This window comes from Pseudonocardia lutea (assembly GCF_042658055.1).
In the GTDB taxonomy this organism is placed as follows: domain Bacteria; phylum Actinomycetota; class Actinomycetes; order Mycobacteriales; family Pseudonocardiaceae; genus Pseudonocardia; species Pseudonocardia lutea.
Genome location: NZ_JBHSQK010000011.1, coordinates 119,185 through 133,598, shown reverse-complemented (window position 1 = coordinate 133,598; position 14,414 = coordinate 119,185). Strand labels below are relative to the sequence as shown.

Genomic DNA, 14,414 nt, shown 5'->3' with positions numbered 1-14,414 from the left:
GGACTAGGCCCAGCGGAACTCGCGTAGCCCGTCGGCGGTGACCAGCCGACCGAAGGACAGGCCCGGAAGGTGTGCGGGGGCGAACAGGTCGCCCATCTCCGCGAGCTCGTCGGCGAGGCGCGCACGCAGGGCGTTGGCGGCGGTCCGATCGACGTCGAACATGCCCTCCCACTCGGGATCGGTCAGCTCGTTCACCGTGTGCACGACATCGCCGAGCAGCAGCGCGCGTTCACCGCCGTGGCTCACGACGAACACGGTGGATCCCGGTGTGTGCCCCGGTGCGGGCCGCGCACGCAGGCCCGGTGCCAGGTCGACCTCCTCGTCGAAGGTCTCCAGCTGCGCCTCGATCGGGGACAGTGCCTCCAGCATCGTGGGCTCGGCCGCGGGGCCGGTCATGAAGTACGCCCAGTCCGCCGCGTGCACCCGGTACGTCGCGCGCGGGAAGGTGGTCTCGCCGCGCGTGGTCGACCAGCCGACGTGGTCCACGTGCATGTGGGTGAACACCACGTCGGTGACGTCCTCCGGCGCGACGCCGAGCCGCGCGAGGTTCGCCACCAGCCCGCCCGTGTCGAAGGCCTCGTGGATGAACCCGTTGCCGGCTCCGAGGTCGACGAGGATCGTCCGGCCCCCGGTGCGGAACAGGAACGAGCCGATGTCCATGGCGATGCGGCCCTGCTCGTCGAGCGGCTGGTGCGGGCAGTCCCAGGCCGATCCGCGGACGTGGCGTACGGCCATGTCCAGCGGCAGCCGCGCGGTGCCGTCGAGCACGGGGACGATCTCGAGCGCTCCGATCTTCACTTCTCCCCCGGCCTCAGCACGACCTTCCCCACGAACCCCTCCTCCACGCGATCGTGCGCGGCCGCCACCTGCGCCAACGGGTACCCCACCACCGGCAGGGCGGTGAGGCCGCCGACGGCGAGGGCGTCGGAGGTCCAGCGGACCGCCGACGCCAGCTGCTCGGCCGCCAGCCCGTAGAGCAGCACGAACTGCAGCGTGACGTTCCCGCTCATCAGTGGCCCGCCGGCCAGGCGCAGCTCCGGCTCCGCGGCGTAGGTCGAGATCGTCCCGCCGGGGGCCAGGACCGCCAGGTCCAGCTCCATGTTGGCCGCCGGGGCGACCTCGACGACGCGGTCGACGCCTCCCACGAGGTCACCGATGCGCCGCGCCACGTCCGGCTCGGTGTGGAGCACCACGTGATCGGCCCCCGCTTCGAGCGCGAGCGTCCGCTTCTCGTCGGAGCTCACCGTGGCCACGACCTCGGCGCCGGCGTGCTTGGCCAGCTCGATCGCGTAGTGGCCCACCGCCCCCGCCCCGCCCGCGACGAGGACGGTCCGCCCCTTCACCGCCTCCGGGCTCCCGCCCAGGCAGTGCGCGGCGGTCAGAGCGGGGACGCCGAGGCACGCACCGAGGTCCGCCGACGCGCCGTCCGGCAACGGGACCGCCTGAACGGCGGGCAGGACGGCGTACTCGGCCGCGGTGCCGTAGCGGTTGCGATAGGCCGCCAGGTAGGTCCAGACCCGCTGTCCCACCGCGAGGCCGGCGACGTCGCTCCCCACGGCGTCGACCACGCCCGCGCCGTCGTGGTGCGGGACCTGGAACCCGTCCGGCCGGCGGCGGGTGAGCCCGGCGCGGGTCTTCCAGTCGGTCGGGTTGATCCCCGAGGTGACCATCCGGAGCCGTACCTCGCCCGGCCCCGGCTCCGGCACGTCGAGCTCGACGATCTCGAACACCTCGGCCGCCGGGCCGGGCCGCCGGTACACCGCCGCCCGCATCACGACCGCCGCTCCCGCACGAGCCCGTGGTAGTGGCGGACCGCGCGCTCCGGGTCGAAGCGGGCGCGCCAGCCCAGCTCCGTCTCGATGCGAGTGGGGTCGAGCACCATGTACGCCGGCTCCGCGGCACCCATCGGGTTCAGTCCCGGGCCCACCCGCAGCTCCGCGTCCGGGACGACCCGCCGGATCACCTCGGCGAACTCGGCCAGCGAGAGAGCGCGGCCGCTCGACACGTTGTAGGCCCGATGCCGGAGCGGTCCGGGGGCCTCGGCGACGGTGGCGATCGCGTCGGCGACGTCGAGGACGTAGAGCAGGTCGTCCCGCTCCTCGCCGCCCTGCTCCAGCGCGAACGGACGGCCCGCGGCAGGCAGCTCGATCATCGCGCTGTACACCGACACCAGGCCGATGCCCGTGGCCGCGCCGTGCCGTTGGAGCTTTCCGGGCCCGTAGATGGTCGAGAACCGCAGGCCGACGCACTCGACCGGGGTCATGCGGCCGTACCAGTCCAGCACGTCCTCGGCCGCCGTCTTGGTGATGTCGTACATCCCCCGTGGCAGCCGGGTGTCGTCCTCGGTGATCGGCTCGTAGGTGGGGTGTCCGCGCTTGCCCGTCGTCGGCCCGTAGACCGCCTTGGAGCTGGTGAAGACCACGCGCCGGACGCCCGCCGCGGCCGCCGCGGCACAGACCTGCGCGGTGCCCCCGATGTTCACCTCGATCGCCGTGTGGGGGTCCCGGTCGCAGTCCACGAAGGCCGCGAGGTGGACGACGCACTGCGCCCCGCGCATCGCGGCGGCCAGCGCCGCTCCGTCCCGGACGTCGCCGACGACCACCTCGATCCGCTCCGCCACGTCCTCGACCAGGGACAGGTCCTCGCGGTTCTCGAACACCACGACCTCGTGTCCCCGGCCCAGGAGCTCCCGGACGACCCAGGCCCCGTTCACCCCCAGCCCACCCGTCACCAGCACACGCATCGGGTCATCCTTCCTCGGCGAGCCGTCGGAACGACGGGACCATGGGCGCGTACGCGCTCATCCCACCATCGACGACGAGCACCTGGCCGTTGATGAACGCGGCCTCCGGCGAGGCGAGGAACAGCGCGGCCAGTGCGACGTCGTCCGGTCGCCCGAGCCGGGGGGCGGCGACGTGTTCCACGAGCACCTCGGTCTGCGCCGCGGAGTACATCGCCTCGGTGCCGGGCGAGATGATCGGCCCCGGTGCCACGACGTTGCACCGCACACCCTGTCTGCCGTACTCCACGGCGATCGACCTGGACAGCCCGATCACCCCGGCCTTCGCCGTGGCGTAGGCCGGGCGGGCCTCGAGCGAGAGCCAGGCGACGAGCGAGGATGCGTTGACGATGCTCCCCCCACCGGCCCGCAGCATGTGCGGCACCGCGTGCTTCGCGGTGAGCACGCAGCCCATCAGGTCCACGCCCAGCTGACGCGCCCACACCGACGGGTCGCTGTCGGCGACGGGGCGGTCCTCCGGGACCACCCCCCGGTTGGACGCGTAGTTCTGCAGCACGTCGACGCTGCCGAAGGTCCGGACGGTGAACGCGACCAGCTCCTCGACCTCGCTCTCGTCCGAGACGTCCGCGACGAACGGCTCGGCCACCCCGCCCTCGTCCCGGATGCGGTCCACCGTGGCCGCCGCGCCCGCCTTGTCGACGTCGGCGACGACGACCCGGGCCCCCTCGCGGGCGAACAGCTCCGCCGTCGCCGCACCGATCCCGGAGCCCGCCCCGGTGACCAGCGCGGACTTCCCGGTCAGCCGTCCGGGCCTCATGCCGGTCATGTCGACGCCCGCCGGACCGACGTCGACGCGAGCACGACGACCAGTGTCACGAGCCCGGCCGCGGACATGTACCAGGCGGGGGCGATCCTCTCCCCCGACAACTCGATCAGGAGCGTCGCGACGAACGGGGTGGTGCCGGCGAACAGCGCCGAGCCGAAGCCGTACGCGATGCCGAACCCGGAGACCCGGACCTGCGTCGGGAAGAGCGCGGCGAACAGGGCCGGGATGGCGCCGCCGAAGGCGGCGACCGGGACCCAGAGAATCAGCTGACCGAGCAGGACCGACCCGAAGCCGCCGAGCCCGATGATCAGCAGACAGGGATAGGGAAGGACCACGGAGAGGACGCACGCGAGGACGAGGACCGGCCTGCGTCCGTACCGGTCCGAGAGGTGCCCGAACAGCAGGACCATCACAACCCCGACAGTCGTCGAGAGGACCACCGTCGTCAGAGCCGGGACGGCGGACATGCCGAGCACGGACCGGATGTAGGTCAGCACGAACGCCTGCAACGTCGCAGCCGCGATGTTGAACCCGAGGCAGATGCCGAGCACGGTCAGGAAAGCGCGCCAGTGCTCCCGGAAGAGGGTGCGCAGCGGGCTCCTCGCCCGCGCGTTCTCCGCCTCGACCTTCTCGAACTCCGGCGACTCCGCGATGCGGTACCGCAGGTAGAGCCCGATGGCCAGCAGCGGGAAGCCGAGCAGGAACGGCACCCGCCAGCCCCAGCTGTTCAGCGCGTCCACGCTCAACGAGAGGGTGAGGAGCAGGACCACGAACGCACCGAGCACGCTGCCCGCGGTGGAGGAGAAGAACGCGTAGGAGCCGTAGAGCCCGCGGCGGCGCCGGGGAGCGTGCTCCACGAGGAAGCTCGCGGACGTGCCGAACTCGCCGCCCACGGAGAGCCCCTGCAACAGCCGGGCGACGCAGAGGAGCAGCGGCGCGAGGACGCCGGCCCGGTCGTAGGTCGGCATCACCCCGATGAGCACGGTGGTCACGCCCATGATCAGGACGGCGACGGCGAGCGGCAGCCTGCGCCCGCGCCGATCCGCGAGGCGGCCGAACAGGATGGCGCCCACCGGCCGCATCACGAATCCGACGGCGAAGAGGGCCAGAGTGGACAGGATGGCCACCAGCGCGTCGCCGGCCGGGAAGAACAGCTGCGAGATGACCGGGGTCAGCGACGCGAAGATCGCGAAGTCGTAGAACTCCAGGGCGTTGCCGGTGCCGGCGGCGACGACCGACCGCCGCGAGAGGGTGGTGACGTCGGGCGGTGCGGGCGCCGGGCTCGTCGCGTCCGGCGGGGATGACTGGGACATCGTTGTCTCCGATCGTCGGGGGTGGTCAGACCGTGACCCCGTCGGTCACGCGGTCGAGCCGGGGGACGACGTCCTCGGCGAAGCGTCGCAGGCCCCGCACCGTCTCGTCGTGCCCCAGGTGTCCGGCCTGCCCCATGAGCAGCAGGTGGCCGAACCCGCCGACATGGTCGTAGAAGCGCTCGATCTGGCCGGCGACGGTGCTCGCGCTTCCCGCGAAGACGATCCCCTGCTCGATGAGCTCGTCCAGCGACATCGACGCCAGGTCCTTCTTCGCCGGTCCGCCCTGGTCCCGGAGCAGCGCCGGGTCGTGCACGGCGCCGTGGGCGCGGAGGCCGGCGGCCCGCAGCTGGTACGGGATGTAGCCCGGCGGGTAGAGGAACTCCGTCGCGACCTTGTTGGAGTGCAGGTACCAGAGCAGCGTGCGGGCGCCCTCGAGGCCCTCCTCGTCGGTCCGTCCGGTGTAGACCAGGGCGGCGTAGCCGAACCGGTCGTCGCCGGGCGTCGGCAGGCCCTGCTCGGCGCAGCGGTCGCGGTACACCTGGTAGACCGCGCGCGTGCCCTCGTACCCGGTGAGGAACGTCCCGAGTCGGTAGCCGTGATCGGCGATCCGGGCGGCGCTGGTGGGGCTGACCGCGGTGACCCATACCGGCGGGGTGGGCTCCTGGTAGGGGCGCGGCCAGATGTTGACCTGCCGGTGGTGGAAGAACTCGCCCTCCCAGTTGAAAGGCCCGTCGTGGGTGGACCAGGCCCGGGTGATGAGCTCGATCGCCTCCCACATGCGCTCGGTCATCCGGATGGGCTTGCTGTTCGTCGCCGAGATCTCGTAGGGAACCCCGCGCACGAACCCGACGTCGAGGCGACCGTGGCTCAGCAGGTCGACCAGTGCCATCTCCTCGGCGATCCGGACCGGGTCCCTGCGGTTCGCGACGGGGTTGCCCAGCAGGAGGATCCGCGCCCTGGTCGTGACCCGCGCGAGCACTCCCGCGACCACCGGCGCGACGGAGTTCATGCAGGTCGCGGTCGAGTGGTGCTCGTTCACCATCACGTTCAGCCCGCACTCGTCCGCGACCTGCCACTCACGGATGTAGCGGTCCCACAGACCGGCCGCCCGCTCGGGGTCGATCACCCCGTTCGGCAGCGTCACCCGGATCGACTCGTAGCTCTCGGGGTCCGGCAGGTAGGGGTAGGCCGTCTCGCTGAAGTGCCAGTGCTGCACGGTTTGCTCCTCTCCTGTGACGTGCGGTCAGACGGCGGACTTGGCGACCAGGCGGGCCACGTCCTCCGGGCACTCGGCCTGGGGGCGGTGCCCGGCGTGCTCGACCAGCTCGAACCGTGCGCCGGGAATCCGACCGGCGAGGCCCCGCCCGTACTCGGGCCGCACGATGCCGTCGCGGTCGCCCCAGACGACCGTGGTCGGCACGGAGATGCGCCAGGTCCAGTCGAGCAGCCGCGGGTTGTGCATGTAGGGCTCCCAGCCGTAGGTCACGAGGGCCTCCTCGTTGCGGGCCATCTCGAGGACCGCGCCCACGTCCGCCCGCCCGAGATCGCCCAGGCCACGGGCCGCGTCGGCGTAGAGATGCCGGTCCAGCTCCGCGTGCGGCGTGGCGAAGAGGTCGACCACCTCGCGTTCGAGGGGTCCGCCGAGCTTGACCCCGAGCGAGTCGACGAGCACGAGGTGGGAGATCCGCGCGCAGCTCCGCACCGCCATCTCCATCGCGACCCACCCGCCGAACTGCAGGCCGACGAGGGTCACGTCGGTCAGCCCGGACCGGTCGAGCCACTCGAGGTAGAGGTAGGCGAGGTCGTCCACGGAGCGGCACCAGTCCGGGCGCGGAGACCGGCCGAAGCCCGGGTGGCTGGGCGCGACGACGGAGAACTCCTCCGCCAGGGCGGCCAGGAAGGCGGCGTCCTCCTCGGCGCGCTCGGCGCCGGGGAGCACCAGGGCGACCCGCTCCCCGTCGCCGTCGACGCGGGTGTCGAGGTGCACACCGTTTCCGAACTCGACGCCGCTGCGGGCGTCCACGAGATCCAGCGTCTGCACGATGCCTCCAACGGGGCTCGACGGCCCCACGAGTTGCTGCGGTCCGGGTCGGCGCCTCGCGGGAAGCGCCGTCGCGTCCGGTGTCAGGAAGTCTCGCGCCCCGTCGCCGCGATGACTGTGACCTGGATCCGGCGACTCCTCACCGCGCGCTCGTGGGCGCCGCGGTGCCCGTCGCGCTGCGGCCGCCGTCGACCACGTACTGGGCGCCCGTGGTGTTGGAGGCCAGGTCGGAGCAGAGGAACAGCACGACGTTGGCGACCTCCTCGGGGGTGGAGTAGCGGCCGGTGGGCTGGGCTGCGCGGTTCCGCGCGGTGAGCCCGTCGGGGTCCTCGGGCGCGATCTGCTCCTCGAGCCGGCGCATCGCGACCGTGTCGACCGGGCCGGGGCACACGGCGTTGACCCGCACTCCCTGGCGCGCGACCTCACCCGCCGCCGCCTTCGTCAGCCCGATCACCGCGTGCTTCGAGGCGACGTAGGCGGGCGCGCCGGGGGTGGCGACCAACCCCGCCACCGAGGCCGTGTTCACCACCGCGCCGCTCCCCTGCTCGATCATGAGCGGCAGGACGTGGCGCAGGCCCAGGAAGGCACCCTTCACGTTGACCGCGATCACGGCGTCGAAGTCCGCCTCGTCGTACGCGGCGGTGGGCGCGACGGTGCCCCCGATGCCTGCGTTGTTGACGAAGCAGTCGATCCGGCCGAACTCCTCGAGCGTGGTCCGGACGTAGGCCTGCACGTCGGTCGTGCTGGTGACGTCCGCGGTCACCGCGAGCGCCTTGCCGCCCTCCTCCCGGATGCTCTCGACCGTGCGTTCCGCGGCCGCCGCGTCGCGGTCGACCGCGACGACGGCGGCGCCGTACCGGGCGAACGCCAGGCACGCGGCGCGCCCGATCCCGCTGCCGCCGCCGGTAACCAGCGCGACCTTGCCGGTGAAGTCCATCGTCGACTCCCTTCAGTAGTGGACGGCGCCCCGGTTCCCTCCCGCGACGCTGATGCCGTCGCCGGTCACGGCGGCCACCCGGGGCGAGCAGAGGAAGACCACGACGTCCGCGACCTCCTCGGCGGTGACGAGCCGACGCAGGCTGGTCGTCTCCGCCAGCACGGCCCGCACCTCCGGCGGTTTCGGCTCGACCGGGCCGGGGTGTACCACCGTGGCGCTGACCCCGTGCGGCCCGAGCTCGTCCGCGAGGTTCGCGGTGAGGGCGGCGACGGCGACGTTGCGGATCGTGCCGGACATCGATCCGGTGCGGCGGGCGTTCAACCCGGAGACGTTCACGATCCGCCCCGCGCCCTGCCGGACCATGTGCGGCGCGACCGCGCGGGCGCACCGCAGGTAACCGAGGACCTTGGTGTCGAAGTCCGCCGCCACCTCGCGGTCGGTGAGGTCGGCGAGCGCCGCGGGCGCCCCACCGGACGGGGTGGCAGCGGCGTTGACCAGCACGTCCACGCCACCCCACTCCGCCACCACCGCATCGACCATCGCGCGGACCGCTGTGTCGTCCGTGGTGTCGGTGGAGATCGGGAGCAGGTCCGCTGTCCCGAGCCGGCGCGCGGCGTCGCGGAGGCGTTGCGTGTTCCGGGCGACGAGCGCCACGCGGGCCCCTTCGGCGAGGAGCCCGCGGGCGACGGCGAGCCCGATGCCCCCCGATCCGCCCGTCACGATCGCCCGCGCGCCCTTCAGCTGCAGGTCCACCGCTCTACCCTGCCGCCGTGGCTGCCGCAGCCCGGAGGGCCGCCGCCGTCGCGCCGACCGCCGCCGCGGACGCACCGCGCAGTCCGGCGAGGATCCGTTCGATCGCCGCCTCCGTGGCCTCGGTGCACCGGTCGACCAGCCCGTGGACGACGGCCTCCTGCGCCGCCCAGATCTCCCCGCCGTAGAGCAGCAGCCCGGCCGGACCGGGGCCCACGACCTGCACGAGACGCTGCACGTGGACCGGCTCGTACACGATGCCGTGGCGCAGCGCGGGGATGCCGAACCGCGAGCGGGGCGAGCAGATCCGCACGTCGCAGGCGAGGGCGAGGCTGCAGCCCGCCCCGAGGCACGGACCGTCGATCTCCGCGAGCGTCGGCAGGGGGAGGTCCCGCATCCGCAGGACGGTCGCCTCGGCGAGCTCCTGGATTCCGCCGACGTGATCGGGTTCCGCGCTCCGCAGCTCGCCCAGGTCGGCGCCCGCCGAGAAGCTCCCGCCCGCGCCGCGCAGCACGACCGCGACCAGGTCCCGGGTGCCGTCGAGCGCGTCGAGGTGCCGGTGCAGGGTCGCCCACATCTCCCCGGTCAGTGCGTTCCGCTTCGCCGGTCTGTCGAGCGTCAGCCGCGCGACCCGGTCGCGGAGCTCGAGCCGGACGGTCATCCGCCCACCACGTGGTCATGCCGCAGGTCCTCGATCTCCGCACCGTCGAGCCCGATCTCCTCGAGCAGCGCCACCGTGTCCTCCCCGACGGCGGGCGCCCGGCGCCGGGCGCGCGGGGCACCGTCGGCGATCAGCGGCGTGTTCACGATCCTGCGGTGACCGAACCGCGCGGGGTCGCTCGGGAACATCCCCCGCGCGGCGTACTGGGGGTCGTCCAGCATCCGGGGGACGTCGTTGACCGGCCCGCACGGCACCCCGGCCGCACGCAGGCGCTCGATCCAGGAGTCCCGCGGCGCGGTGGCGAACCGGGCCTGCAGCAGCGAGGCGAGCTCCTCGCGGTGCACGAAGCGGGCGTACTCGCCCTCGAAGCGGCTGTCGCCGGCGAGGTCGATGTCGAGGACGGCGCACAGGTCCTCCCACGAGCGTTCGGTCGCGCCGATCACGAGCACCGCGTCGTCGCCGCACGTGAACGCCTCGTAGGGGGCCGTGAGCCGGTGCGCGGTCCCGAGCGGGCCGGGTGCGGTGTCCGTCCCGACGAAGTCCGCGACCTCCCAGAGCGACCATCCGGCGATGGTGTCCGCCAGCGAGACGTCGATGTGCGCCCCGCCGTGGCCGTCCCGCACCCGGCGCAAGGCCGCCAGCACACCGATCGCCCCCCACATCCCGGTGCCGAGGTCGCCGATGGGGTAACCGGCCTTCGCCAGCTCCCCGCCCGCACTGCCCGTCACGCTCAGCAGACCGCCGTACGCCTGGGCGACCAGGTCGATCCCCTTCGCGTCCCGCATCGGTCCGAACTGCCCGAACCCGGAGATCGAGCAGTAGACGAGGTCCGGGCAGTCGCCCTTGAGGTCGTCGTACGAGAGGCCCTGCCGGGCGAGCGCACCGACCCGGAAGTTCTCGACCAGCACGTCCGACCGCGCCGCCAACGCCTTCACGACATCGCGACCCCGATCGGTCTTGATGTCCACGGCGATGCTGCGCTTGTTGCGGTGGACGAGGTCGAACGGCAGCGGCGCCTGCTCCTCGCCGACCAGCCGGCGCCGGAGCGGGTCGCCCTCGACCGGCTCCACCTTGACGACCTCGGCACCGAGGTCGGAGAGGATCGTGGTGCAGTAGGGGCCGGCCAGGGCACCGGTGATGTCCAGCACCCGGACCCCACCCAGGAAGTCAGGCATCGGATCCCACCCCTCTCATGACGCTCCTCAGCACGGCGATCTCCTCGGCCAGTTGACGTTCACTCACCGCGGCACCTCGGACCGCCAGGGACCCGTGGTAGGTGCCCGGGAACAGGTGCACCTCGACACCGACACCGGCGACCAGCAGCGACCGCGCGAAGTCGATCGCCTCGTCGCGAAGCGGATCGAACTCGGCCGCCGAGATGTAGGTGGGCGGCAGTCCCGTCAGATCCGTGGACCGCCCCGGCGCGGCGAGCGGCGGGACCCCGCCGGTGCCCCGCTCGACCGGTCCGAGGTAGGCCGACCAGCAGATCTCCACGTCTCGCCTGGTGAGGGCCGGGGTGTCGGTGAACCTCCTGCTGCTGACGGACTCGAGGCGATCGTCCAGCACCGGCGAGGCGAGGAACAGGAACCGGACCGGCGGCCCGCCCCGGTCCCGGGCCAGCAGCGCCGTCGCGGTCGCCAGTGCCCCGCCCGCGCTCACGCCGTGCAGGACGACGAGAGCGGGGTCGATCCCCAGCTCGCCGGCGTGGTCGTGCAGCCAGACGAGTCCGCTGTAGACGTCCTCCACCGGCGTGGGGAAGGGCCACTCCGGCGACAGGCGGTAGCCCACCGAGACCACGACGCTCCCGACCTCGCGCGCGATCTCCACGTTCCGCGCGTGGGTCGCGTCGAGGTCGCCCAGGATGAAGCCTCCGCCGTGCACCTGGACGACGGCGCCCCGGTTGCGACGGCGGTCCGGCCGGTACACCCGCAGCCTGACGACGTGCCCGTCGGCTCCCGTGCAGGTGCGCTCCTCGACCGTCACGCCCGTCTCCGCGGTAGGTCGCGGTGGTACCCGGCTCGCTGCGATCCGGCGGGCTGCCGCGACGTCCGCGCGGTCCACGTGCGGCAGTGCGGCGGCGGATGCGACCAGGTCCTCGTCGATGCGGTACGGGCTCACTCGTCCCGCACCCCGCTCCAGCCGCCCAGCGGCGTGGACGCGAGCGACCGCAGGAGCCCCGGGTCCTCGATCCAGATCTGCCGGCGCGAGCGGCGGATCGCGCCGGTGTCGCTCAGCTTCTTGAGCGTGCGTGCGACGACCTCCCGCACCGAGCCGATCGCGCTCGCGAGCTCCGCCTGGTCCGTCTGCACGAGCAGCCCCTCGACCGTGGGGGTGGCCATCTCGAGCAGGTGCCGGCTGACCCGCTGCTGGACGGAGCCGAAGAGGTTGTCCTCGAAGTAGGCCACGGTCTCGTAGGTGGACTCCGCGAGGTACACGGCCACCTGGTAGCTCAGCGCGGCGTGGGTCCGCATCAGGCGCCGGAAGGTGTTCGGGTTCAGCAGGGAGACCTCGCAGGTGGTGACCGCGTGCAGGGACGCGGGCGCGCCGTGCGTCAGCATGGCCGGAACCGCGGTGATCTGGCCGACCGTCATGTACCGCGTGGTGACCTCGCGCCCGTCCCAGGAGGTGATCTGTGCCCGGATCCGACCACTGTGGATCAGCGCGACGAGGTAGTCGCCCTCGGTCGCCCGGCAGATGCACGCTCCGGCGGGGTAGGTCACGATCCGGCTGTCCGCCAGGAGCGCGTCCCGGATCTCCGGGTCCTGCCCGGACAGGAAGCTCCTCGACCACGCCTCCAACGCCGCCGACGCGCTCATCCCTCGCCTCGCCTCGTCTCCGCACACCCTGTCGTCCCTGGGAACGGGGACCCTCCCGACGAGGCCGCTACCCGGCAACAGACTCGGCCCGATCGAGGTCGAACTGCAAGGTGGTCCTCGATCTGGGATCCCGGGCGGGCCACGTGCCCGCCTCGACGCGCTGCACGAACCGACGGACGAGGTCGTTGAACAGCCGGGGGTCCTCCAGGTTCGGCACGTGCCCGCTGTTCGGCAGCACCTGCAGCCCGCACGCCGGGACGGTCCGCTTGAGCAGCAGCCCGGTGGACAGGCAGGCCTCGTCCTCGTCCCCCGTGACGACGAAGAGGGGAATCCTGAGCGCGCGGAGCTCGGCGGTCAGGTCGTGCAACGCCGGACGCCGCCCTTGGACCTCGGCGATCGTGTGCGCCAGTCCTTCGACCGAGTGCTCGGCGAACTGGTCGACCATCTCCTGCCACGCGGCCGGGTCGCGCGCCTTCAACTGCAGGCGGCTGGGCCCCTCGGCCATCCGGTTGCCGACGGCGGCCGCGCCGTGGGCCCGGAGCTCCTGCGCAACGGTGTGGGTCTCGGCGAGGTAGGCCGCCCGCGTCTCCGGGTCGGAACCGGAGCCGACGCTCGCCGCCAGGATCGACCGCACCCGGTCCGGGTGCTGCAGACCCAGCTGCAGCGCGGTGTACCCGCCCATCGAGAGCCCGACGACGTGTGCGCTCTCGACCTCGAGGGCGTCGAGCACCGCGACGGCGTCGGCCACCGCGCGTCGCCAGGAGTACGCCGACGGGAGGGCCGGCACGTCGGACGGCGGGTAGCCGCGCGCCGCGTACGTGAGGCAGCGGTGGTCGGCGCCGAGGTCGGCGACCTGCCGGGCCCAGCTCCGGTGGTCGCCCGCGTACTCGTGGAGGAAGAGGACCGGGACCCCGCGCCCGCTGTCGGTCACGTGCAGTCGGACCCCGTCCGACGTCTCCACCCCGCCTTGTGTCGCATCCACGTCGATGCTCCTCCCAGCCGTTCCTGCGCTACGGCCATCCTGGTGCGGGCCGGGGCCCGGGTCTGTGACCCAGGTGCGCTCAGAACCGCGCCGCCTCCGGGATGATCCGCTCGCCGAAGAGCTCGAGCGGCGCGATCTCCGCCGCGCCCGGCACCCGGGTGTGCGCGTGCGCGATCCCCAGCCCTGCCAACCGCTGCAGCTCGCCGAGGATCGCCTCGACGTTCTCGCCGTCGGGACCGGGGTCCATCGGCAGCACCACGGTCTTCTCGATGTCGTCGTAGTCGCGCCCGACGGCCGCGCAGTGCTCGCGGAGGACGTCGAGCTTGCGCTCCAGCTCGGGGGACGCGAACAGGTTGCAGGCCTGCGCGTACTGCGCGACCAGCCGCAAGGTCCGCCGCTCGCCGCCCCCCGCGACCAGGATCGGCGGATGCGGTCGCCGCAGCGGCTGCGGTGCGTTGAGCGCCCGCTCGAGCGTGTGGTGCTCGCCGTCGAAGCGCTCGTCCTCGTCCGACCACATCTGCAGGCAGATCCGCAGGGTCTCCTCCAGCCGCGCGAAGCGCTCGGCCGTCGGCGGGAACGGCAACCCGAGCCCCCGGGCCTCGTCCTCGAACCACCCCGCCCCGACACCCAGCCAGGCCCGCCCGCCGCTGAGCACGTCCAGCGTGGTGACGCATTTCGCGAGCAGCGCAGGCGCGCGATAGGTCGCCGCTGTGACCCAGGTCAGCAGCTCGACGCGGGAGGTGCACGCCGCGAGGTAGCCGAGTGTCGTGTACGCCTCGAGCATCGCGCTCTCCGGCCCACCGTTGGCAGGGATCTGCCACAGGTGGTCCGCCACGGCGACACGCGCGAACCCGGCCTCCTCGGCGGCCACCGCGACCCGCCGCAGGTCCGCGGCGAGTGTGGGCGCACCGCCCGGCCAGGTGAAGTCAGAGACCTGCAGACCGATCTTCATACGCGAGCCAATCTCGAGGCGGGCCCCTAGGTGAGCGGTGCCCGTCGTGCTGCCGCTGCCAGGTGCCGGAGTGTCGCGCGAGTACCCCGGGTGTGACTGTGACCTGGATCCAGGGGCGTGCAGGACGACGAGCCGGTCGAACCACGCGCGGGCGAACAGGGGGTCGTGGTCGGCCCGGAGGAGTCGGCGGCGCGCGGAGTTACCGGCGGTGTTCTTCGGCCGTCCGGCGGCCGCACAGGGGCGAGCGTCGCTCGCAGGGCCCCGGATTCCACCCCGGTCGGATCGACGCTTCGTACTTCCGCGCTCCCGCGGCGGTGTGCTGCGTGGCTACGCGGAGCCCGACCCAGCGAGCGGTCGCACGACCGCCAGCTGTGAGCGGCACCACTGATCTCCCTC

The 14,414-nt window shown here is 73.0% G+C and carries 15 protein-coding genes; all 15 read right to left on the bottom strand.

Features of this window, described 5'->3' with window-relative positions; genetic code table 11:
- Positions 1-3: 3 nt before the first annotated feature.
- The 15 genes from ACFQH9_RS06955 to ACFQH9_RS06885 all read right to left on the bottom strand — a co-directional run bounded on the left by ACFQH9_RS06955 (position 4) and on the right by ACFQH9_RS06885 (position 14,018).
- Positions 4-798, bottom strand: a complete 795-nt coding sequence (locus ACFQH9_RS06955; protein WP_379565067.1) for an MBL fold metallo-hydrolase — start codon at positions 796-798, stop codon at positions 4-6.
- Complete coding sequence (locus ACFQH9_RS06950) at positions 795-1,772, bottom strand: NADPH:quinone reductase (RefSeq protein WP_379565066.1); 978 nt, start codon at positions 1,770-1,772, stop codon at positions 795-797. The genes ACFQH9_RS06955 and ACFQH9_RS06950 overlap by 4 nt, the downstream gene beginning before the upstream one ends.
- The gene (locus tag ACFQH9_RS06945; RefSeq protein ID WP_379565065.1) at positions 1,772-2,743 is read right to left on the bottom strand and encodes an NAD-dependent epimerase/dehydratase family protein; all 972 of its coding nucleotides are present in this window, start codon (positions 2,741-2,743) and stop codon (positions 1,772-1,774) included. The genes ACFQH9_RS06950 and ACFQH9_RS06945 overlap by 1 nt, the downstream gene beginning before the upstream one ends.
- 4 nt (positions 2,744-2,747) lie before the next feature.
- Positions 2,748-3,566, bottom strand: a complete 819-nt coding sequence (locus ACFQH9_RS06940; RefSeq protein WP_379565064.1) for an SDR family NAD(P)-dependent oxidoreductase — start codon at positions 3,564-3,566, stop codon at positions 2,748-2,750.
- Positions 3,563-4,879 (bottom strand): MFS transporter, encoded by a 1,317-nt coding sequence (locus ACFQH9_RS06935; RefSeq protein WP_379565063.1) that lies wholly within the window; start codon positions 4,877-4,879, stop codon positions 3,563-3,565. Before ACFQH9_RS06935 ends, ACFQH9_RS06940 begins: the two co-directional genes overlap by 4 nt.
- 25 nt (positions 4,880-4,904) lie before the next feature.
- Positions 4,905-6,095 carry an LLM class flavin-dependent oxidoreductase gene (locus ACFQH9_RS06930; RefSeq protein ID WP_379565062.1) on the bottom strand — a complete coding sequence of 397 codons (1,191 nt, stop codon included), beginning with the start codon at positions 6,093-6,095 and terminating at the stop codon, positions 4,905-4,907.
- A 27-nt stretch (positions 6,096-6,122) separates the two neighbouring features.
- Entirely contained in the window at positions 6,123-6,920 is a 798-nt protein-coding gene (locus ACFQH9_RS06925; protein WP_379565061.1) for an alpha/beta fold hydrolase, read from the bottom strand.
- A gap of 139 nt (positions 6,921-7,059) precedes the next feature.
- On the bottom strand, positions 7,060-7,857 hold the full coding sequence (locus tag ACFQH9_RS06920; protein WP_379565060.1) for an SDR family NAD(P)-dependent oxidoreductase: 798 nt from the start codon (positions 7,855-7,857) through the stop codon (positions 7,060-7,062).
- 12 nt (positions 7,858-7,869) lie between these two features.
- On the bottom strand, positions 7,870-8,610 hold the full coding sequence (locus ACFQH9_RS06915; RefSeq protein WP_379565059.1) for an SDR family NAD(P)-dependent oxidoreductase: 741 nt from the start codon (positions 8,608-8,610) through the stop codon (positions 7,870-7,872).
- Positions 8,611-8,614: 4 nt separating this feature from the next.
- The gene (locus ACFQH9_RS06910; protein WP_379565058.1) at positions 8,615-9,268 is read right to left on the bottom strand and encodes an enoyl-CoA hydratase/isomerase family protein; all 654 of its coding nucleotides are present in this window, start codon (positions 9,266-9,268) and stop codon (positions 8,615-8,617) included.
- Complete coding sequence (locus tag ACFQH9_RS06905; RefSeq protein ID WP_379565057.1) at positions 9,265-10,443, bottom strand: CaiB/BaiF CoA transferase family protein; 1,179 nt, start codon at positions 10,441-10,443, stop codon at positions 9,265-9,267. Before ACFQH9_RS06905 ends, ACFQH9_RS06910 begins: the two co-directional genes overlap by 4 nt.
- Entirely contained in the window at positions 10,436-11,251 is an 816-nt protein-coding gene (locus ACFQH9_RS06900) for an alpha/beta hydrolase (RefSeq protein ID WP_379565056.1), read from the bottom strand. The genes ACFQH9_RS06905 and ACFQH9_RS06900 overlap by 8 nt, the downstream gene beginning before the upstream one ends.
- Positions 11,252-11,382: 131 nt before the next feature.
- Positions 11,383-12,084 (bottom strand): Crp/Fnr family transcriptional regulator, encoded by a 702-nt coding sequence (locus ACFQH9_RS06895; protein WP_379565055.1) that lies wholly within the window; start codon positions 12,082-12,084, stop codon positions 11,383-11,385.
- Between the two features lie 67 nt (positions 12,085-12,151).
- Positions 12,152-13,066 carry an alpha/beta fold hydrolase gene (locus tag ACFQH9_RS06890; protein WP_379565054.1) on the bottom strand — a complete coding sequence of 305 codons (915 nt, stop codon included), beginning with the start codon at positions 13,064-13,066 and terminating at the stop codon, positions 12,152-12,154.
- A gap of 79 nt (positions 13,067-13,145) precedes the next feature.
- Positions 13,146-14,018: an LLM class F420-dependent oxidoreductase gene (locus ACFQH9_RS06885; RefSeq protein WP_379565053.1), complete on the bottom strand. Its 873-nt coding sequence runs from the start codon at positions 14,016-14,018 to the stop codon at positions 13,146-13,148.
- Positions 14,019-14,414 lie beyond the last annotated feature (396 nt).